22 protein-coding genes are annotated in these 19482 nt (G+C 73.1%); 4 read left to right on the top strand and 18 right to left on the bottom strand.

Going from position 1 to position 19482, the window contains the following annotated elements; genetic code table 11:
* Positions 1 to 117: 117 nt before the first annotated feature.
* From GA0070609_RS03640 to GA0070609_RS03580, 13 genes are all read right to left on the bottom strand, one after another.
* A complete protein-coding gene (locus GA0070609_RS03640) occupies positions 118 to 1179 on the bottom strand; it encodes a sugar phosphate isomerase/epimerase family protein (protein WP_088992485.1) in 1062 nt (353 codons plus the stop codon).
* A complete protein-coding gene (locus GA0070609_RS03635; RefSeq protein ID WP_088992484.1) occupies positions 1176 to 2084 on the bottom strand; it encodes an SCO3242 family prenyltransferase in 909 nt (302 codons plus the stop codon). Before GA0070609_RS03635 ends, GA0070609_RS03640 begins: the two co-directional genes overlap by 4 nt.
* Positions 2068 to 3228 (bottom strand): inositol-3-phosphate synthase, encoded by a 1161-nt coding sequence (locus tag GA0070609_RS03630; protein ID WP_088992483.1) that lies wholly within the window; start codon positions 3226 to 3228, stop codon positions 2068 to 2070. The genes GA0070609_RS03635 and GA0070609_RS03630 overlap by 17 nt, the downstream gene beginning before the upstream one ends.
* 578 nt (positions 3229 to 3806) lie before the next feature.
* Positions 3807 to 5018, bottom strand: a complete 1212-nt coding sequence (locus tag GA0070609_RS03625; RefSeq protein ID WP_408630654.1) for a Gfo/Idh/MocA family protein — start codon at positions 5016 to 5018, stop codon at positions 3807 to 3809.
* Between the two features lie 53 nt (positions 5019 to 5071).
* Positions 5072 to 6127: a substrate-binding domain-containing protein gene (locus GA0070609_RS03620; protein ID WP_088992481.1), complete on the bottom strand. Its 1056-nt coding sequence runs from the start codon at positions 6125 to 6127 to the stop codon at positions 5072 to 5074.
* Positions 6128 to 6247: 120 nt separating this feature from the next.
* Complete coding sequence (locus tag GA0070609_RS03615) at positions 6248 to 7369, bottom strand: ABC transporter permease (RefSeq protein ID WP_088992480.1); 1122 nt, start codon at positions 7367 to 7369, stop codon at positions 6248 to 6250.
* The gene (locus tag GA0070609_RS03610; RefSeq protein WP_088992479.1) at positions 7366 to 8955 is read right to left on the bottom strand and encodes a sugar ABC transporter ATP-binding protein; all 1590 of its coding nucleotides are present in this window, start codon (positions 8953 to 8955) and stop codon (positions 7366 to 7368) included. Before GA0070609_RS03610 ends, GA0070609_RS03615 begins: the two co-directional genes overlap by 4 nt.
* Positions 8952 to 10130, bottom strand: coding sequence for an ROK family protein (locus tag GA0070609_RS03605; protein WP_088997469.1), 1179 nt, complete (start codon positions 10128 to 10130; stop codon positions 8952 to 8954). The genes GA0070609_RS03610 and GA0070609_RS03605 overlap by 4 nt, the downstream gene beginning before the upstream one ends.
* 315 nt (positions 10131 to 10445) lie before the next feature.
* Positions 10446 to 11459: a YihY/virulence factor BrkB family protein gene (locus GA0070609_RS03600; RefSeq protein ID WP_088992478.1), complete on the bottom strand. Its 1014-nt coding sequence runs from the start codon at positions 11457 to 11459 to the stop codon at positions 10446 to 10448.
* 231 nt (positions 11460 to 11690) lie between these two features.
* On the bottom strand, positions 11691 to 12428 hold the full coding sequence (locus GA0070609_RS03595; RefSeq protein ID WP_269459288.1) for an NADPH-dependent F420 reductase: 738 nt from the start codon (positions 12426 to 12428) through the stop codon (positions 11691 to 11693).
* A gap of 19 nt (positions 12429 to 12447) precedes the next feature.
* Positions 12448 to 13479: an LLM class flavin-dependent oxidoreductase gene (locus tag GA0070609_RS03590; protein WP_088992476.1), complete on the bottom strand. Its 1032-nt coding sequence runs from the start codon at positions 13477 to 13479 to the stop codon at positions 12448 to 12450.
* A gap of 182 nt (positions 13480 to 13661) precedes the next feature.
* On the bottom strand, positions 13662 to 14471 hold the full coding sequence (locus GA0070609_RS03585) for an ABC transporter permease (protein ID WP_088992475.1): 810 nt from the start codon (positions 14469 to 14471) through the stop codon (positions 13662 to 13664).
* A gap of 11 nt (positions 14472 to 14482) precedes the next feature.
* The gene (locus GA0070609_RS03580) at positions 14483 to 15283 is read right to left on the bottom strand and encodes an ABC transporter permease (protein WP_088997468.1); all 801 of its coding nucleotides are present in this window, start codon (positions 15281 to 15283) and stop codon (positions 14483 to 14485) included.
* Positions 15284 to 15379: 96 nt separating this feature from the next.
* Here GA0070609_RS03580 and GA0070609_RS33015 point away from each other — a divergent pair, with 96 nt between their 5' ends.
* Positions 15380 to 15547, top strand: coding sequence for a hypothetical protein (locus GA0070609_RS33015; protein ID WP_157748048.1), 168 nt, complete (start codon positions 15380 to 15382; stop codon positions 15545 to 15547).
* 33 nt (positions 15548 to 15580) lie between these two features.
* On the opposite strand, the gene GA0070609_RS03575 is transcribed toward GA0070609_RS33015, so the two are convergent.
* A complete protein-coding gene (locus tag GA0070609_RS03575; RefSeq protein ID WP_088992474.1) occupies positions 15581 to 15994 on the bottom strand; it encodes an SRPBCC family protein in 414 nt (137 codons plus the stop codon).
* Complete coding sequence (locus GA0070609_RS03570) at positions 15991 to 16302, bottom strand: ArsR/SmtB family transcription factor (RefSeq protein WP_231928521.1); 312 nt, start codon at positions 16300 to 16302, stop codon at positions 15991 to 15993. Before GA0070609_RS03570 ends, GA0070609_RS03575 begins: the two co-directional genes overlap by 4 nt.
* 137 nt (positions 16303 to 16439) lie before the next feature.
* On the opposite strand from GA0070609_RS03570, the gene GA0070609_RS03565 reads away from it, so the two are divergent.
* Both GA0070609_RS03565 and GA0070609_RS03560 read left to right on the top strand, forming a co-directional pair.
* The gene (locus GA0070609_RS03565; RefSeq protein WP_088992472.1) at positions 16440 to 16754 is read left to right on the top strand and encodes a PadR family transcriptional regulator; all 315 of its coding nucleotides are present in this window, start codon (positions 16440 to 16442) and stop codon (positions 16752 to 16754) included.
* A complete protein-coding gene (locus GA0070609_RS03560; RefSeq protein ID WP_088992471.1) occupies positions 16754 to 17092 on the top strand; it encodes a hypothetical protein in 339 nt (112 codons plus the stop codon). The genes GA0070609_RS03565 and GA0070609_RS03560 overlap by 1 nt, the downstream gene beginning before the upstream one ends.
* A 59-nt stretch (positions 17093 to 17151) precedes the next feature.
* Here the strand turns inward: GA0070609_RS03560 and GA0070609_RS03555 are convergent, their stop codons facing one another.
* Together GA0070609_RS03555 and GA0070609_RS03550 are read right to left on the bottom strand one after the other, a co-directional pair.
* Positions 17152 to 17340: a DUF397 domain-containing protein gene (locus tag GA0070609_RS03555; RefSeq protein ID WP_088992470.1), complete on the bottom strand. Its 189-nt coding sequence runs from the start codon at positions 17338 to 17340 to the stop codon at positions 17152 to 17154.
* Positions 17331 to 18134 carry a helix-turn-helix domain-containing protein gene (locus GA0070609_RS03550; protein ID WP_231928520.1) on the bottom strand — a complete coding sequence of 268 codons (804 nt, stop codon included), beginning with the start codon at positions 18132 to 18134 and terminating at the stop codon, positions 17331 to 17333. The genes GA0070609_RS03555 and GA0070609_RS03550 overlap by 10 nt, the downstream gene beginning before the upstream one ends.
* A 496-nt stretch (positions 18135 to 18630) precedes the next feature.
* Between GA0070609_RS03550 and GA0070609_RS03545 the strand changes: the two genes are divergently transcribed.
* Positions 18631 to 18876, top strand: a complete 246-nt coding sequence (locus GA0070609_RS03545; RefSeq protein WP_088992469.1) for a flavin reductase — start codon at positions 18631 to 18633, stop codon at positions 18874 to 18876.
* A gap of 44 nt (positions 18877 to 18920) precedes the next feature.
* Here the strand turns inward: GA0070609_RS03545 and GA0070609_RS03540 are convergent, their stop codons facing one another.
* Entirely contained in the window at positions 18921 to 19466 is a 546-nt protein-coding gene (locus tag GA0070609_RS03540) for a hypothetical protein (protein WP_157748047.1), read from the bottom strand.
* Between the last annotated feature and the right edge of the window lie 16 nt (positions 19467 to 19482).

The raw sequence follows: 19482 nt of genomic DNA, 5'->3' as shown, positions 1-19482 counted from the left end.
TCCCCTCGGCGCCGGCTCCCGACCGGGAGCCGGCGCGGTCTAGTGGCGCCCGGTGGGCGGCCTGGCCGCCCCGCCACCGGCACCGGCCGGTGGGCACCCTCGGCCCTCGTTCCGCACCTACATACGCACCGCGGCCTTCCGGCCCGGGGTGTCGGTGGGTGCGGAGCGGGGGGCCGCGGCGCGAGCCGGCCGGGCCGACGCCCCGGCAGACGCGGGCGCCTCGGCACGGGCGGACGCCTCGGCACGGGCGGGCGCCTCGGCACGGGCGGGCGCCTCGGCACGGGCGGACGCCTCGGCGTGGGCGGGCACCTCGGCGCGGGTGGCGGCGGCGCGCAGGAAGTCGATCGAGCGGGCGGCGACGGCCGGTGCGGCGTGCGAGTGCCGGGGCAGTTCGACGGCGACCAGACCGCGGTAGCCGGCGTCGGCGAGGGCGCCCAGCACCGGCGGGAAGTCGATCTCGCCGGTGCCGAACTCCAAGTGCTCGTGCACCCCCCGGCGCATGTCGTCGATCTGGACGTTGACCAGGTGCGCGGCCACGTCCAGCACGCAGGCCGGCACCGGCTGCGGCTCCAGGCAGCGGCAGTGCCCGATGTCCAGGGTGATGCCGAAGACGCCGGGGTCGCCGAGCGCGGTGCGCAGCCGCCGCCAACCGGCGATGTCCTCGACCAGCATGCCCGGCTCGGGCTCGAAGCCGAGCGGCACCCCGGCCGCGTCGGCGGCGTCCACCACCGCCGCGCAGCCGGCGACCAACCGGTCCCAGGCGGCGGCGGGGGCGACCCGCTCGGGGCGTACGCCGGCCCAGAACGAGACCGCCTCGGCGCCCAGGTCGGCGCCGATCCGGACGGCGCGGCGGAGGAACTCCACCCGCCGGGTCGGGTCGTCGTGCAGCAGCGTCGGCGCGTGCTTGTGCCAGGGGTCGAGCAGGTACCGCGCCCCGGTCTCGATCACCACACCGAGGCCGAGGTCGGCCAGCCGGCGCCGGACGGCGGCCACCCGCCGGGCCAGCGCCGGCGCGAACGGGTCGAGGTGGTCGTGGTCCAGGGTGAGCGCGACACCGGTGTAGCCGAGGTCGGCGATCACCGCGAGCGCGTCGTCCAGCCGGTGGTTGGCGAACCCGTTGGTGCCGTAGCCGAAGCGCAGGTCGGTGGGGCGGAGCGCGGGGTCGGGGCTGGCTGTCATGTCGGGGAGACCTTCCGGGCGAGCCGGCGGCCCAGCGGCGCCGCCGCCGCCACCGCGAGCCCGAGCAGGCCGGCGCCGGAGCGCGCGGTGAGCGCGCCCTGCAGGGCGGGCAGCCCGGTGATCCCGGCGCCCACCGCGGCGCGTACCCGGCCGGCCGAGGGTTCGGCCACCACCCGCGCCTGCGCCGCGCCGTAGCGGGCGGCGTACCAGCCGGCGAGCACGGCCGGCAGGGCCGTCGCGACCCGCGCCAGCCGGGCCGGGGCCCGCGTCGGGTCGCCGGTGGACCGGGTACGGGTGGCGGCCGGGGGCGTCGCGGCGGCGGCCGCGACCAGGGCGGTGCCGGCCAGGGTCCGCAGCGGCAGGCCGGTCTCGGCGCCGCTGACCTCGCGGCGGGACAGCGCGGTGACCGTCCAGGTGTGCGCGGCCACGGTGACCGCCGCCGGCACCGCCCGGCGCAGCCGGCCACCGGACGCGCCGAGCAGCACGTCCAGCCCTCGGCAGGCGGCCATCACGGCCGGCCCGGCGGCGGTGTTCTTGGCCGCCAGGTCGTACCCCCAGACGGTGGCCGCGAGCGGCAGCGCGACCGCGGCGGCCCGCCGCCCGCCGGCGGCGGTGGCCAGCGCGAGCCCGGCGGCGGTGAGCCCGGCCGCCAGGCCGAACGCGGCGGGCGGGCTGACCCGGCCGCTGGGGATCGGCCGCTCCGGCCGCTCGACGGCGTCCAGCCGCCGGTCGGCCCAGTCGTTGGCGGCCATGCCGGCCCAGTAGAGCAGCACCGAGGCGCCGGCCAGCGCGGGCGTACGCGGGCCCAGCGTGCCGGCCGCCGCGGCGCCGGCGAACACGTCGCCGGGGACCGAGAGCGCGGCCGGTGCGCGGACCAGCTCGGCCAGGTCAGCCGGGCTGGTCATCGCTGCCTCCGGCGTGCAGCCGGCGGGTGAACTCGCACAGCCGGGTCCACTGCTCGGCCAGCGCGTGGGTGGGCGCGGCGAGCGGGTCCTTGAAGAAGAAGGCGAGCTCGGCGAGCGGCCCGCGGTGCCCGGCGGCGTGCGCGGCGGCGGTGAGCCGGGCCAGGTCGAGCACCAGCGGAGCGGCCAGCGCGGAGTCGCAGCCGTGCCAGGTGAACTCCAGCCGCATCCCGGTGCCCAGGAACCCGGCGAAGGTGACCAGGTCCCACGCGGTCTTGAAGTCGCCGAGACTTTCCACGTAGTCGATCCGGGTGCCGCCCTGCGGCTGGTAGCCGAGGGTCTCGCCGAGCACCCGTTGCTTGCTCTCGACCTTGGCGGCGTTGGCGGCCGGGTCGGCCAGCGTGGCGCCGTCGCCGCCGCCGAGCAGGTTCACCCCGGACCAGGAGCGCACCGCCAGGTGCCGCATCGCGAACATCGGGGCGAGCACCGACTTGACCAGGGTCTCCCCGGTCTTGCCGTCGTGCCCGGCGTACGGCAGGCCGCGCTCGTCGGCCAGCGCGCGCAGCGCCGGCAGCCGCAGCCCGGTGGACGGGGTGAAGTCGACGTACGGGCAGCCCGCGGTGACGGCCGCGTACGCGTAGAGCGAGCTGACCGGCAGCACCTCCTCGGGTCCGGCGAGCGCGGCCCGCAGCGTGGCCGGGTCGGCGTGCGCCGGGTGCGGCCGGGCGACCGGTTCGGTGGCCGAGACGTTGACCACCACCACCCGGTCCAGCTCGTGCCGGCGGCGGAAGTCGTCAAGGTCGCGGATGGTGGCGGTGGCCCGGTCGGCCTGGCTGCCGCCGGCCGGCGCGGGGCGCAGTTCCCGCTCGACGGTGGCCAGCTCGTCGGCCAGCGCGGCGACCAGCCGCCCCGGCAGCACGCCGGCGTCGGCGAGCGCCTCGGCCCGCTTGACCAGCGGGGTGGCGACCACGTCGTGGCCGCCGAAGACCAGGTCGGCGAAGGACGGCAGGGCGGGGCCGCGCAGTTCGGCCAGCTCGGTGACGCAGCCGGTGGGGCCGGCCAGCCCGGCCCGCAGGGCGAGCGCTCCGACGATGCTGGTGGTCGCGACCGAGCCGCGCGCCCCCACCAGCCAGACACCCGTACGCATGGTGCTCCTTCCCAGATCAGGAGGAACCAGCCGGAAATAGAATTATATACATATTTCTTTGCGTTGCGGAAGATCTTCGTGCGGAGCGGATGGGCCCCGTCCGGCCGTCCACCTCGGGTGGAGCTGACCGGCCGGCGTCGAAGTCGGCGGCAACGGCGCCGGACCGGCTCCCGGTGCGGGCCGGACGGACGGGGCTGGTAGGCAGGGTCGGTCGGCGTCTCGACCCTGCCTCCCCCGCATCCGGCCGGTCGGAGCGACGGCACGCCCCGGCCGGACGTCTCAGCCGGCGCCGAACGCCGGAACGGTCGATGCCCGCGGTGCGGACCACCCGCGGGGGTGTGAGCGGTGGACGGTGTGGACGCGAGCGGTGGGGAGTGCCATCTGGTCCTCCGGATCGCCGGGTTGGTGGCGGCCCTCCGGTGCGGCCGGGGAATCCCGGTCCGGCCGCACCGGACGGCCGTCCTGCTCGTGCGTCACCGGGCCGTACGGCCCGGTTGCACGTCCTCCGGAACCGGCCTCGTCCCGACCGCGGGGCGCAAACCGCGGCCAGGCCCTCGCCGGCCGGTCCCGGAGGTGGCTCAGGCGGCCACCGGGGCCAGCGCCGGCTCCACCTCGGTCCACGAGGAACCGAGCTCCGCCGACCGGGTGACCGCGTCCAGCACCAGCTGGACCTGCAACGCGTCGGCGAAGGAGGGAGCCGGGTCGACGCCGGTGGCGATCGCCTCGATGAAGTCCCGCATCTGGTGGGTGAACGAGTGCTCGTAGCCGATGATGTGGCCGGGCGGCCACCAGGCCGACATGTACGGGTGCTCGCCCTCGGTCACCAGGATGCGGCTGAAGCCCTGCTCGGCCGTGGGTCGGGTGGCGTCGTAGAACTCCAGCTCGTTGAGGCGTTCCAGGTCGAAGACCACGGTTCCGAGGGAGCCGTTGATCTCCACCCGGAGGGCGTTCTTGCGGCCGGTGGCGAACCGGCTCGCCTCGTACGTGGCCAGCGCGCCGCCGTCGAGCCGGGCCACGAAGACCGCGGCGTCGTCGACGGTGACCGGGCCGGTGGCCGGGGCGTGCCCGTCGACGGAGCCGTGCCCGTCGACCGGGCCGGCACCGTCCACGGTGGCCGCCAACCCGCTCGATTCCGCGGGCAGCGGCCGCTCCTTGACGAACGTCTCGGTCACCGCACTGACCCCGGTGATCCGCTGCCCGGTGACGAACTGGGTCAGGTCGATGATGTGCGCGCCGATGTCGCCGAGCGCGCCGGAGCCCGCCCTGTCCTTCTGCAACCGCCAGACCAGCGGAAACTGCGGGTCCACGATCCAGTCCTGCAGGTACGTCGCCCGGACGTGCCGGATCACTCCGAGCCGTCCGTCGGCGACCAGCTGCCGCATCATCGTGACCGCGGGCACCCGGCGGTAGTTGAACCCGCACATCGACCGCACCCCGGCGGCCTGGGCGGTGGCCGCCGCGGCGGCCATCGCCCGAGCCTCGGAGACCGTGTTGGCCAGTGGCTTCTCGCACAGCACGTGCTTGCCGGCGGCCAGCGCGGCGAGCGCGATCTCGGCATGGCTGTCGCCCGGCGTGCAGACGTCCACCACGTCGATGTCGTCCCGGCTGACCAGGTCACGCCAGTCCGTGGTGTACGTCTCCCAGCCGAGCCGGTCGGCGGCGTCGGCCACCTTCCCGGCGTCCCGGCCGCAGATCAACGCCATCCGGGCCCGCGCCGGCAGGTCGTACACCCGGTTCACGGTGCGCCACGCCTGCGAGTGCGCGGCGCCCATGAACGCGTAGCCGACCATGCCGACCCGCAGTTGCTTGTCTGTCGTGGACAAGGTGGGTCTCCCCCCGTGTGTCAGAACCCGAGCTTGAGGTAGTTGCTCGCGTTCTCCTTGGTGATCGTCTCGGAGGCGAGGATGATTTCCTTCGGCACCTGGAGCTCCACCAGGTCGGACATGCCCCGGCCCTGGGCGATCAGCCGAGCCAGCGAGATGGCCGACGAGGCCATCGACGGGCTGTAGGTGACCGTCGCCTTGAGCGGGGTGTTGTCCGCCTGGATGTCCTCCATCGCCTTCTTCGAGCCGGCGCCGCCGACCATGAAGAACTCCTTGCGATTGGCCTGGTTGATCGCGGCCAGCACGCCGATGCCCTGGTCGTCGTCGTGGTTCCAGAGCGCGTCCATCTTCGGCAGCGCCTGGAGCAGCTGGGCGGCCTCCCGCTGGCCCGAGTCGGCGGTGAACTCCGCCGCCCGGCGGTTGGCGATCCGGAAACCGGCCGCGGTGAGCGTGTCGGCGAAGCCCTTCGACCGCTCCTGGGTCAGCTCCAGCGAGTCGATGCCGGCGATCTCGCCGATCACCGGGTTGGTGAGGTTCTTCGCCTTGAACTGCGCGATCATGTAGGTGGCGGCGGCCACCCCCATGCCGTAGTTGTCGCCCTTGATCTGCAGCCGGTAGGCCCGCGCGTCCGGGAACGCCCGGTCCAGGTTGACCACCGGGATGCCGGCGTTCATCGCCTCCAGGCCGAAGGCGTTGAGTTCCTTGCCGTCGTGCGGCAGCAGCACGATGACGTCCGGCTTCTGGGAGATCAGGGTGGACAGCGCCGCCCGCTGGGCCGCCGCGTCCGCGCCGGCCTCGACCGTCTTGAACTCCACGTCGGAGTACGTACCGGCCTGGGCCTTGGCGTTGTTGGTGATGGCGGCGATCCAGCCGTGGTCGGCGGCGGGCGCGGAGAAGCCGACCGTCACCCGCTTGCCGGGCTCGCTGTTGCCGCCCGGCGCGCCGGCCGCCTTGGTCTGCGCCTCGGTCGGCTGCTCCTCGTTGCTGGTGCACCCGGCGAGGAGCACGCCGGCGCCCACGGCGGCCCCGCCGAAGAGCAGTCGGCGGCGCGACAGGTCGCGACTGTGCTGGGTCATGACGACCTCCTGTGTTCGCGGTGGTGGAGGGAAGGGTTCGCGGTGCTCGGAAAAGGGTGTGCGGGGCCAGGCCACCGTCGCGTGCGCCGGCGGCCCGGGTGGTGCGTGGTCGGGATCGGGTCAGGTGGTGGTGAGCCGGTTGCGGCCCAGGAACTGGGTGACGCTGCGGAACTTGACCTGCTGGACCAGGACGGCCGCGACGATGATGCCGCCCTTGACCATGTTCTGGGCCTCGGTGGAGAGGCCGTTGATGGCGAAGAGGTTGGTGATGGTGGCGAAGATGACCACCCCGAGCAGGGAACCGATGATGGTGCCCCGCCCGCCGCTGAGCAGCGTGCCGCCGATGATCGCGGCGGCGATCGCGTCCAGCTCGTAGAGGTTCGCCATCGCCGCCTGGGCCGAGTTGGCCTGGGCGGTGAGCATGATGGCGGCGATGCCGCAGCACAGCCCGGAGAGCGCGTAGAGCAGCAGGGTGTGCCGCTTGACGTTGATGCCGGCGAGCCGGGCCGCCTCCGGGTTGCCGCCGACGGCCACCGTGCGCCGGCCGAAGGTGGTGCGGTTGAGCAGCACCCAGCCGGCCGCCACCACCGCGGCGAGGATGTAGACCAGCAGCGGGATGCCGAGCAGGTCGTTGCTGGCCAGGCCGTTGATGAAGGAGTTGTCCGACACCTGGGTCTGCTTGTCGGAGATCTCGGCGGCCAGGCCGCGGGCGGCCACCAGCATGGCCAGCGTGGCGATGAACGGCACCAGCCGGCCGTACGAGATGAGCAGCCCGTTGACCAGGCCGACCGCGAGCCCGACGGTGAGCGCGCTGAAGATCATGCCGCCGGCGCCGTAGCTCTGGGTGGCCACCGTGGTGCACCAGACCCCGGCCAGCGCGACGATCGCGCCGACCGAGAGGTCGATGCCACCCCCGATGATGACGAAGGTCATCCCGACGGTGACCACGCCGACCACCGAGGCCAGCTTGAGGATGCTCAGCACGTTGTCCCAGACCCAGTCCGGGTTGGAGTAGAGGTCGGATCTGGTGATCGCGCCGATCACGATCAGCACCAGCAGCACCCCGATCAGCGCGAGGTTGCGGCGGGCACCCTCGCCGCCGTCACCCCGCCACCAGGAGAGCCGCCCGACGGCCGCCGCGTGGTCGCCGGCCGCGGCCGTCTCCGCCGGGTCCACCGGCGGGGACTGCGCCGGCAGCTGCGCCGCCCGCTCCGCGGTGGGTGTGGAGGGTACATCGCTCATGCCGGTGCGCCTTCCATCAGGGACCCCGCCATGACGAGGTCGAGCACGGTGTTCTCGTCGAGTTCGCCGGCCGGGGCTTCGCGGACGACCCGCCCCTCCCGCATCACCAGCACCCGGTCGGCCAGACCGAGCACCTCGGGCACCTCGCTGGAGACCAGCAGCACCCCGACGCCGCGGGCCGCCAGGGCCCGGATGACCTGGTACAGCTCGGACCGGGCGCCGACGTCCACGCCCCGGGTCGGCTCGTCGAGCAGCAGCAGGCGGGTGTCGCCGAGCAGCCACCGCCCGACCACCACCTTCTGCTGGTTGCCGCCGGAGAGGGTGCGCACCGGCCGGCGGACGTCGCGGGGGCGCAGCTCCAGGCTCGCCGCGATCCGGTCCGCCTCGGCCCGCTCCCGGCCGGTGTCGGTGAACCCGAACCGGGCGTACCGGCCGAAGGTGGCCAGCGTGACGTTGCGGTAGATGGGCTCGCCGAGCAGCAGCGCCTGGCTCTTGCGCTCCTCGGGGGCCATCCCCATGCCGGCCCGTACCGCCGCGCCGACGTTGCCCGGACGCAGCGTCCGGCCGGCCATCGTGACCGTGCCGGCCTCGGCCCGGCGGGCGCCGTAGATGGTCTCCAGCAGCTCGGAGCGGCCCGAGCCGACCAGCCCGGCGATGCCCACGATCTCGCCGGGCCGGACGCTGAGCGAGACGTCGGCGAACTCCCCCGTCCGGGTCAGTCCGTCCACCCGCAGCAGCTCCTCGCCGCGCGGCTCGGCGGCCGGGCGGTCCGGGAAGACGTACTCGATGGTGCGGCCGGTCATCCGGCTGACCAGGTCGCGGGTCGGGGTCTCGCGGGCCGGCAGGTTCGCCGCGGTGGTCCGGCCGTCCTTGAGTACGGTGACCCGGTCGCCGATCTCGCGGATCTCCTCCAACCGGTGGGAGATGTAGATGACGGCGATGCCCTGGGCGGTCAGCTCGCGGATGATCCGGAACAGGTTGCCGACCTCGTCGTGCGCCAGCACCGCGCTCGGCTCGTCCATGATGATCAGTCGCGCCTCGTGGGAGAGCGCGCGGGCCATGCTGACCACCTGCTTGCCGGCGGCCGGCAGGGCGCGGACCATCCGCCCGGGCGCGATCTCGGCGTGGCCGAGCCGGCCGAGGATCTGCCGGGTACGCCGGGCCATGTGCCCGCGCCGGACGAAGCCGAGCCGGCGCGGCTCGTGGCCGAGGAAGGTGTTCTCCGCTACCGAGAGGTCCTCGACCAGGTCGAGTTCCTGGTAGATGGTGGCGATGCCGGCGCGCATGGCGGCCTGCGGGTTGGCGAAGGTGACCGGCTCGCCGCGCCACTCGACCAGCCCCGAGTCGGGCCGGTGCACCCCGGCCAGCACCTTGATCAGGGTGGACTTGCCGGCGCCGTTCTGCCCGAGCAGGCAGTGCACCTCACCGGCGCGCACCTCCAGCTGCACCCCGTCCAGGGCCCGTACGCCCGGGAAGGTCTTCACCACGTCGGTGAGGCGCAGCACCACCTCGCCCGCGACGGCGTCGGCGGGCGCCTCGACCAGCGGAGCATCTGTCACGACGACCTCCTCGGGCTGCTCGGTCATGACGCCTCCCCGAAGGCCACGTCGCTGGCGAGGACGGCGGCGCCGGCGACCCCGGCGCGCGGCCCCAGCTCGGACAGGACGACCGGGAGGTTGCCGGTGGCCAGCGGCAGCGACCGGCGGTAGACCACGCTGCGGATCTCGGCGAGCAGGATGTGACCGAGCTGGGCGAGGCCGCCGCCGATCACGATCATCGACGGGTTGGTGAAGCTCACCAGCCCGGCCAGTACGCCGCCGACCCGCCGCCCCCCGTCGCGGATCAGTTGGATGCAGGTGACGTCGCCCTCGACGGCGCCCTCGGCGACGTCCAGCGCGGTCACCTCGCCCCGGGCGGCGAGCCGCTCGGCCAGCGCCGGCGAGGCGCCGCTGCGCGCGGCAGCGGTCGCGTCCTTGGCCAGCGCGGCGCCGCTGAACAGCGCCTCCAGACAGCCGACGTTGCCGCAGGAGCACATCGGACCGTGCGAGTCGACCTGGATGTGGCCGATGTCCCCGGCGCAGCCGTCGGTGCCCCGGTAGACCTCGCCGCTGAGGTAGATGCCGCAGCCGATGCCGGTGCCGATCTTGACGAAGAGGAAGTCGTCCACCGAGTGGGCCACCCCGCCGTGCCGCTCCCCGATCGCCATGATGTTGACGTCGTTGTCGACCACGGCCGGGCAGCCGTGCTCCCGGGTGAGCAGCTCGCGCACCGGGAACCGGTCCCACCCGGGCATGATCGGCGGGGAGACCGGGACGCCGTCGCGGAAGCTGACCGGGCCGGGCACGCCGATGCCGACCGCGTCGAGGCGCTCGTAGGCGCCGTCCACCTTGGCCTTGTGCAGCAACTCGTTGACCCGCTGGAGGATCAGCTTCGGCCCGGAGCGGATGTCGGCCGGTTCGGCGTACGCGGCCACCGGCTCCAGCCGGCCGTTGACCACCTCGACGTCGATCGAGCTGGCGCCCAGGTCGACCGCGGCGAATCGCAGGTGCGGGCTGAGTTCGACCAGGGTGGAGCGTCGACCGCCGCGGGAGGCGGCCAGCCCCGCCTCGGCCACGTAACCGAGGCCGACCAGCCGTTCCAGCTCGGCGAGCAGGCGGGGGCGGGGCATCTGCAACCGGTCGGCCAGCTCGGCCCGGGACACCGCCCCCTCGTCGCGGAGCAACCGCAACAGCCGTACGTGCAACGGGTCCACGCTCCGCACCGGGCTCACCTCTTCAGGGGCTCGTCCACGTCGGCGCAACGCCGAGGTGTTGTGCCCGACACAGTAGGAGCGTTCCGTGCCGCCTGTCCAGAGCTTCGGCCAATCTGACGCCAACTTTTGTCCGTCCGAACAAAAGCTAATAGTGGATCAAGAAAAGAGCCCCGCTCGTCACCCCCCGCGATCTTGCACTTTGTGCCCCGGCAAAGGCCGCAGATCAGGGCACAACCCGGGCCGAAAGTGCAAGATCGCGGAGGGAGACGAAGGGCGCCCCGCCTCCCGGGGTGGGGGCGGGGCGAGGGGGTGGGGTGGGCGGGGTCAGCGGTGGCCGGTGTTGCGCTTCTTGCGGAGCTTGCGGTCGTCGCGCAGCTCGACGTACGGCTCCTCGTCGGCCGCGTGCCCGGCCGAGATGGCGCGGCTGCGCTCCAGCTCGGCGTCGAACTCGGCGCCGAGCAGGATCGCAATGTTGCTGAGCCAGAGCCAGACCAGGAAGATGATCACGCCGGCCAGCGCCCCGTACGTCTTGTTGTACGAGCCGAAGTTGCTCACGTAGAGCGCGAACAGGCCGGAAACCACCAGCCAGATCACCACGGCCAGCACGCCGCCGGGGCTGACCCAGCGGAACCCGCCGTGCCGCGCGTTCGGCGAGGCCCAGTAGAGGATCGCGAACATCAGGCTCACCAGGATCAGCAGCACGGGCCACTTGGCGATGTTCCAGACCGTCACCACGGTGGCGCCGACCCCGATCGCCTCGCCCACCTGTTCGGCCAGGCCGCCGGTGAAGACCACGATGACCGCGGAGGCCAGCAGCATCACCCCGATCACCGCGGTGACCCCGATCCGGATCGGCAGCGTCTTCCAGATCGGCCGGCCCTCGGGCACGTCGTAGATGGTGTTCGAGGCGCGCATGAAGGCCGCGATGTAGCCGGACGCGGACCAGAAGGCGGCCAGCAGACCGAGGATCGCCGCGAGGCTCGCCAGCCCGCCGCTCTGTTGCGCCTGGCCGATCGCGGTGTCGATGATCTCCCGGATGTTCTCCTGGGGCACCGCGTCGTTGACTGTGTCCTTGACGCCCTGGGTGGCCCGCGGCCCGAGCAGGCCGAGGATAGAAATCAGCACCAGCAGGCCGGGGAAGATGGAGAGCACGCCGTAGTAGGTCAGCGCCGCCGCCCAGTCGGTCAGGCTGTCGTCCTGGAACTCGCGGACGGTGCGCCGCAGCGCCGCCTTCCACCCGGTGCCCGGCAGCTGGGCCGGGCTCTCCGGCCCCTCGTCGGACCCGACCGGCCCGGCGGGGTCCCGCCCCTCGCGGGCGGAAGAATTGTCGGCGGCCATCGCCCCTCCCTCGTCGTCGGCGTCATCCCCGACATGCCCGAGGCAGGGGCCGGTTAACCACCCGGTGGGAGCGCAACCTGCCCGTCCGGCGCCGACGCCGGGGGCCAGCGTGGGCCTCGGCGTGGCAGTGGGGGTCGGCGTCGGCGTCGGCGGACCTCAGGAGGCAGGCGGTATCGGGCAACGGCGGACCGGCCGGACGCCGCCCCGCCGTGGCCCGCCCCGGGTGCCGGCTCAGGCTCGCGCACGGGCGATGAGCTGCCCGCGCTCCGACTGCGGGAACCGGTCGAGCCGGGCGCGAATCTCGTCCGCGTCGACGTTGGCGCCGAACAGGTCGGTGCCCGGTTCGAGACGGACGCCGGCCGCGAGCGGGCCGGCGACGACCGGATCGAAGCCGAGCGCGTCGACCAGCGCGGCGACCGTGTCGAGGTCGGCCGGGTCGTCGCCGGCGATGGCCAGGGCCTTGCGGCCGGCGTCGCCTGCGGGCCGGGCCCCGTCCTCAAGGTCGTGGTAGCCCATGTGGTTGAACGCCTTGACCACCCGAGCGCCGGGCAGGAAGGCCTGGACGGTCTCGCTGGACGAGGTGCGCGGGTCGGTGAGGTCGTCGCGGATGCCGTCGACCTCCCACCAGTAGTTCATGGCGTCGACGACCAGCTTGCCGCGCAGCGCGTCCGCCGGGATGGTGCGGTACCTGCCCAGCGGAAGGGCGAGGATGACGAGGTCCGCCCGGGCCGCGGCTTCGGTGGCGGTGACGGCGACCGCCCCGGGCGTGAGCACGTCGACGGTGAGGGCGATCTTCGCCGGGTCGCCGGAGCCCGCGATGAGCACCTGGTAGCCGGCGGCCAGGGCGAGCCGGGCGAGCACGGTGCCCACCTTGCCGGCGCCGAGGATGCCGAGGGTCTGCGGGCCCTGCCGGACGACGTCGTTCATGTCCTTCTCCCAGGTTGTCTCGCCGGTGCCGGCGTGGCGGATGCGCCGCCTCGAACGCGGGTCAGCCGGCGAGGATGTCGCGGACCATCGGGACCACCTTGGTGCCGTAGAGCTCGATGGCCCGCAGCCGCGCGCTGATCGGCTGGGCGCCCGCGGTGTAGATGAGGTCGAACCGGCCGACGCCGAGGGCGCTGACCGCGCGGGCGATCTTGCGAGCGACGGTCTCCGGGGAACCGATGTAGAGGGACCCCTGCTCGACCTCGGCGTCGAACTCGGCCCGCCGGATGGGCGGCCAGCCGCGGAGCGCGCCGATCCGGTTTCGCATGATCCGGTAGTGCGGCCAGTAGATCTCCTTGGCTTCCTCGTCGGTGTCGGCGATGAAGCCCGGCGAGTGCATGCCGACCGGGTACGCGGTCGTGCCGAACTGCGCGGAGGCCCGGCGGTACAGGTCGGTGTAGGGCGCGAAGCGTCCCGGCTGGCCACCGATGATGGCGAGCATGAGCGGCAGGCCGTATCGGGCGGTGCGGACCACCGACTGCGGCGAGCCACCGACGCCCACCCAGGTGGTGAGGCGCCCCGATTCCGTCTTCGGGAAGACGTCGGCGTTGTCGAGCGGGGCACGCTTGGTGCCGCTCCAGGTGACCGGCTTCTCGTCGAGCAGCTTGACGAACAGCTCGATCTTCTCCTCGAACAGCACGTCGTAGTCGCTCAGGTCGTAGCCGAACAGCGGAAAGGACTCGGTGAACGAGCCACGGCCGAGGATGACCTCGGCACGGCCGTTGGACATCGCGTCCACGGTGGCGAAGCGTTGGAACACCCGGACCGGGTCGTCCGAGCTCAGCACCGTCACGCCGGAGGCGAGCCGGATCCGTGAGGTGCGGGTGGCGATGCCGGCGAGGACGGTCTCCGGGGTCGAGATGGAGTACTCGGGCCGGTGGTGCTCGCCGAGGGCGATGACGTCGACGCCGACCTGCTCGGCCAGCACCGCCTCGTCGACGACCTGCCGGATCGCGGCGGCGTGGGAGACCAGCGCACCGGAGTCGTCCTCCGGGACGTCGCCGAAGGTGTCGAGTCCGAACTCCAGCTCAGGCATGGGTGGCCTCCAGGGTGCGGGCAGGCAATTGACCGGTCAAGTATGTGCATTGCTTGACCGGTCAAGCAAAGGGTGCCGGCATGACGGTCGACACACCGCGGCGGGCGGGTCAGCAACCGGCGCGTGGAGGGCACCGCCACCGACAGCCGGGAGCCCAGACCACCCCGGAGTCGGGCCGTCGCCTACTTGTAGAGCAACCTGCCCATCCGGCGCGAAGCCACCAGCAACCCGACGGCCAGCACGGCCAGCAGGTAGAGCACGTCGGGCAGCCACGACCAGCCGTCGCCGCCGACGGTGACGCCCCGGATCAGGTGCACCGCCCGGTAGAGCGGGGTTACCTCGACCAGCCAGCGCAGCACCGACGGGTACGCCTCGGCGGGCACGAACGTGCCGGAGAAGAGGAAGAGGGTGAACTGGGCCGACCCCATCAGGTCGAAATCCTGCCAACTGCGCATGAAGGTGGAGATGGCCATGCCGATCGCCCCGAAGGCGAAGCCGACCAGCACCGCCCCCGGGAAGGCGACCAGCGCCCGCGCGGGGGTGGTGAGGTCCATCGCCACCATCACGGCGAGGAAGGCCGCCGAGTAGGCGCTGCCCCGCAGCATCGCCCAGCCCAGCTCGCCGAGGGCGATCTCGAACGGCTGCACCGGGGTGGCGATCACCCCGTCGTACAGCTTCATGTACTTCATCTTCCCGAAGAAGTTGAAGGTGGTCTCGGCCAGCGCGCCGGTCATCGCCGACGAGGCGAGCATCGCCGGCGCGACGAACGCCGCGTACGTGACGACCTGCCCGCCGGGCAGGGTGAGGTCGCCGACCAGGGCGCCCACCCCGACCCCGATGGAGAGCAGGTAGAGCAGCGGCTCCACGAAGCCGGACAGGAGCAGCAACCAGTAGACCGACTTCAGCGCCGCGACGTTGCGCTCGGCGACCGACACCGACCGTCGGCTCGCGGCGGAGACGTCGACCAGCCGGGGCAGCACGAGAGTGACCACGACAGCCTTCCTCAGACGACCAGCTTGCGGCGGAACGCGCGGTGGGCCAGCAGCCAGCCGCCGAGCGCCCAGGCCGCGAGGTAGAGCAGGTGGCCGGCGACCGACCACTGCGGAGCGACGCCCAGGGTGGCCGCCCGGCAGAGGTCGACGCCGTGCCAGAGCGGCGTCGCGTACGCCACCCAGCGCAGCCCCACCGGCAGCGACTCGACCGGGAAGAACACCCCGGCGAAGAGCGTCATCGGGATGACCGCGAAGCGGAACAGCATGGCCAGCCAGCTGTCACTGTCGACCGCCGACGCGTAGGCGAAGGTGGGCGCCGCCACGGCCAGCCCGAGCAGCGCCACCACCGCCGGCACCACCAGCGCCCACGGCGATCGCAGCGCCCCGAACAGGGCGGTCACCAGCAGGAACGCGGCGATTGTGGTGAGCACCCGGAACAGCACGAAGGCCAGGTGACCGGTGAGGATGTCGGCCACCCGCAGCGGCGCGGCGCTCTGCGCGAAGTACGTCTTGATCCACTGGAAGTTGCTGAACACCGGCCAGGTCGACTCGCCGATGGCCACCTGCAACGCCGTCGAGGCGATCAGCCCCGGCACCAGCCAGTCGAGGTAGCGCACCCCGCCGACGCCCTGGTCGATGTAGGCCCCGACGCCCAGCCCGAAGCCGACCACGGTCAGCACCGGCAGCAGGAACGAGGAGAACACCCCGGCGCGCCAGGTGCGCCGGTAACCGACCAGGTAGTGCGCCAGCACGGCGAGCGCCGGCACCCGGGGTAGCGGCGGCCGCGCCCGCTCTCGCGCCTGTTGCGTCACGCTCACCCGCTCACCCCCGTCGCCATCCACCACGGCCTTCCTACCCCGGGGGTACGACAGGCCGTGGCCACCCTACGGCCGGCGTACGCACCTGTCGTGGCAGTTTCCGCGGCGGGCGGGGCTCCCGAGCACGTCGACCGCCGCGGCCCACGGCGGCGGATGTACCAGCTCACCGCCGACGGCGCGGTGGCCACCCGGCGGGCCTGCGCCCAGGTCGCCGCCCGGGCGGCGAACCAGCGCCCGACCCGACTGCGGGAGGCGTGACGGCCGCTGCACGGGGCCGGCCGGGCTTGAAATTCAGTCGGTGAGCTGGCTGGCGGTCTGGACGAGTTGCGGCAGCACCTTGTTTCGCCATCCGGGTCCCATGCGGTTGAAGGCGTCACGTTCGGACTTCTGTTCGAAGTCGAATCCGCTGTGCTCGAAGAACAGGCGAGTGCCTCTGCCTTCCGCGGCGAGACGCCAGGTCAGCGTCCAGGTCTCGTTGAAGGTGTAGACGAGCTTCTGTTCGGGGACGACTTCGAGCACTTCGCAGGGCACCGATCCCCAGCCGGGCATCTGAAGGTGGAAGCGGTGACCGACGGTCGCGGCGATGTCGCCGGGAACCCACCAGCGGGCGTGCAGTTCGGGCTCGGTGAGCGTGCGCCAGACCTTGCTCGGTGGGGCGTCGACGAACTGGTCGATGGCGATCGTGTCGGTGTTGGTTGTGGTCATTCGTCCTCCTCGGCAACATCGGCGAGCGAGCGCAGCCGCTGGCGCCAGAATCGCTCGAACGGGTGGAGCCAGTCGCCGACCTGGGCGAGGGGCTCCGCGGTGAGGTGGTAGTGCCGTTGGCGACCCTTGGGTTCATCGCACACCAGCGCGGCGCGCCGGAGCACCTGCAGGTGTTCGGCGACCGCGGGCCGGCTCAACTCGAACTGGTCGGCGAGGTCGCCAGCCGTTCGAGGTCCCTCCGCGAGCAACTGCAGCAGTCTGCGACGAACCGGGTTTGCCAGCGCGAGGAACACGTCGTCTTCAGGCACCGTCCCAAGATATGTCGGAGGTTGCCGACATATCAATGATTTCCGACGCATTGACCGCGTCCTGTCGTGGCAGCTTCCCCCGGGCGGGCCGCCACGGCCCCTAGACAGGCTTAATCTACATAGGTAGCCTTAGCCTCGTGGAGCCACTCGGACGCATCGGTGCCGCGACGGTCGACGTCCTGCGGGTGCTGGTCGACAGCGACCGGCCGCGCTGGGGGTTGGAGATCATCAAGGTCACCGGGCGGCCGTCCGGCAGCGTCTACCCGCTGCTGGAACGGTTGGAGCGCAACGGCTGGGTGACCTCGCACTGGGAGGACGAGACCGACCGCCGCGGCCCACGGCGGCGGATGTACCAGCTCACCGCCGACGGCGCGGTGGCCGCCCGGCGGGTCTGCGCCCAGGCCGTCGTCCGGGCGGCGAACCAGCGCCCGGCCCGACTGCGGGAGGCGTGATGGCATCCGTCCGAGCCGCGCTCGTCCTCGTGCGCTGCGCCACGGCGCTGCTCCCCCATGCCTCCCGCGCCCGCCATCTCGAACAGTGGCAGGCGGACGTCCACGGTGCCGCCGAACTCGGCATGTCACCCCTGCGGCTCGCCGCGGGCACCCTCGGCGCCGCCGTACGGATCGCCGCCACCAACCGGAAAGGACCTCGAACCATGCAGCCCATCGGCCCGCTCGCCCTCGCCCTGAAGCTGGTCGGCGGCACGCACGCCCGCCGCCGCGCCGCCACTCTCGCCGCCGTGCTCACCGCTACCCTGCTGGCCGGCGTCGGCATGCTCATCGCCGGCTGACCGGCGACCGCTCAGCCCGCCGGCCGCCCGGACCGGCGATGGCATGCGGGGTGAGCGAGCTACCGCCGGGCGACGCCTGCGATGAACGCGCGCCAGGCGTCCGGGCCGAAGGTCAGGGCCGGGCCGCTCGGGTCCTTGGAATCGCGGACCGCCACCAGACCGGGCAGGTTGTCGGCCACCTCCACGCACGCACCACCTTGGCCGTTGCTTCGGCTGCTCTTGCGCCAACGGGCGCCGGTCAGGTCCATGTCTCCGCCACTTCCGCTATCAGGTCAAGGGACTGCTGCTGCGATAGTGCCTCACCACGGATCGACTCCCAAACGTCGACCATCTGCCGCACATACTCGGCACGGTCGATCACCTGTCCGTGGAGTTGTCCCTCCAAGTAGACGACATCCTCGCTCTGCGGCGAGGTGGCAATCACGAAAGGTCCGTTGACCCCACCATAGGCACCCGCGGAGAACGGCACGACCTGGATTCGGACCCGCGGCAGGGCCGAGCCGAGCTTCACCAGCTGGCGAAGCTGCTCGCGCATGACCTCCGATCCACCGATCCGTCGTCGGAGCACGTACTCGTCCACGACGGCGGTGAGCAGCGGCGGCCGATCGAGGGTGAGCACGGCCTGACGGTCCAGGCGGGCTATCATCTGCTGCTCGATCTCGTCCGGCGCGAACAGTCCGGCACCGGTCAGTAGTGCACGGGCGTACCCCTCGGTCTGCAACAGGCCCGGCACGCACAGCGGTTCAAACCAGCGCAGCGCCGTCGCCTCCGCCTCGATCCCGGTCCAGTCGCGGACCCACGGCACCACGGTCTCGCGGCTGATCCGGCGTTGGATGCGCTCGAAGCGGCCGTCCGCGCCGAAGACCGCGTCGCAGCGGCGGGCGAAGTCGAGGCTCGGGCGGCGCTCGCACGTCTCCACCTTGGCGACCAGCGCGCCCGAGTAGCTCAGCGCCTCGGCCAGCGCGGTCTGTGACATGCCGCTGGTGGCCCGGGCCAGCCGCAGCTCCTCCGCGAAGTGGTCCAACATGGACGAGCGTTCCACGGACAGCCTCCGTACATCCTCGTACCGCCTGGGACCAGCCGCCATACGCCCTGGTCGTCGGCGCATGGGATCTCCCACCGTAGTCGGGTCCTCACCAGACTGTCACGCAGCGGAACCGCTCACGGGATCAGACGGCGGGCGGAACCAGGCCGGGGGGCGCCCGACGACAACGAGGTCCCGGGCGCCCCCTTCCCAGCTCGACGGAGGCTCACCGCATGCGACTCAGGTTCTGGCGCTGCCGGCGCCCGGCGCCACCCGCAACGCTCCCCCGGCGTACGCCCAATGAGCGGCCTGCGTGGGCGACCGCGCCGACGCAGGTCTTCCCCATCGACGGCGCGGGACGCCCGGGACGGCTGACCCGGGCGCAGGAGTGGCGGGCCAACGGTGGCCACAGGCTGCCGTCCCCGCGCCGGAGCATCGAGGGCCCGCGCCAGGGCGGGGAGGGCCCGCGCCTGAGCGGGGAGGGCCCGCGCCGGAGCGAGGACGGCCGGCGCTGATGCCGCGCTACCGCCCGCACGTGGCGGCGCGGCCGTCCTGGCGCTGCCGGGTGTGCGGCGCCGCCTGGCCCTGCTCCCCGGCGCGGCTGGCGCTGCTCGGCGAGTACCGGGAGAACCGGGTTGGCCTGCTGATCTACCTCGGCACGCTGATGTGCGAGGCCACCGGCGACCTGGCCGACCTGAACGGGCAGGTGGTGCCGGACAAGCTCGCCGACCGCTTCCTGAACTGGGCGAGGGCGCGGTGACCGGCGTCAGCTCGGATGGCACCGCCTGGTCGGGCGCGGACCGCTCAGCCGCGGAGGGCGCGGAGCAGCGACCGGAGCGCGTAGCCGAGCAGCAACACTCCCGCGCCGGTGCCCACCACCAGGCCGGCCGACACCCCGGTGGCCAGCCCGGTGACCAGCCCGGCCAGCGCCACCGCGCACATCGCCACGCCGAGCGGCCGCAGCAGCGGGTCGTCCAGCAGCGGGGCGAGCGGGAAGAAGTGCAGCCCCACCACGGCGCAGACCAGCGCCGGGGTGAACTCGGACCAGCCGGCGGCGGCCAGCACCACCGCGCCGAGCGCGGCGGCGGCGAACTCGGCCACGACGATCAGCAGGTAGCGCCGGTCCGCCGCGCGGTCGCGTGGCCCGGCGTCGGCGCCCCGGGACCGGGCCGTGACGATGCCGCCGCCGATCGCGGTGAGCAGCGCCGCCACGCTGCCGGCCACCAGCACGCCGCGCAGCGGCTGCTCGGCGGCCGGCACGCTGAACCAGACGGTGGCGAAGATGCCGAGGTAGAGCGCTCCGAGCCCGCCCTGACGCCGCAACCGAACCGCCTCGACAGACACCGGCACCCCCGCTCGTCGCGCC

Origin of the sequence: Micromonospora echinaurantiaca (genome assembly GCF_900090235.1) — a bacterium.
GTDB lineage: Bacteria > Actinomycetota > Actinomycetes > Mycobacteriales > Micromonosporaceae > Micromonospora > Micromonospora echinaurantiaca.
Note: the sequence above shows the minus strand (reverse complement) of the source record. Positions and strands in the feature narration are given on the sequence as shown.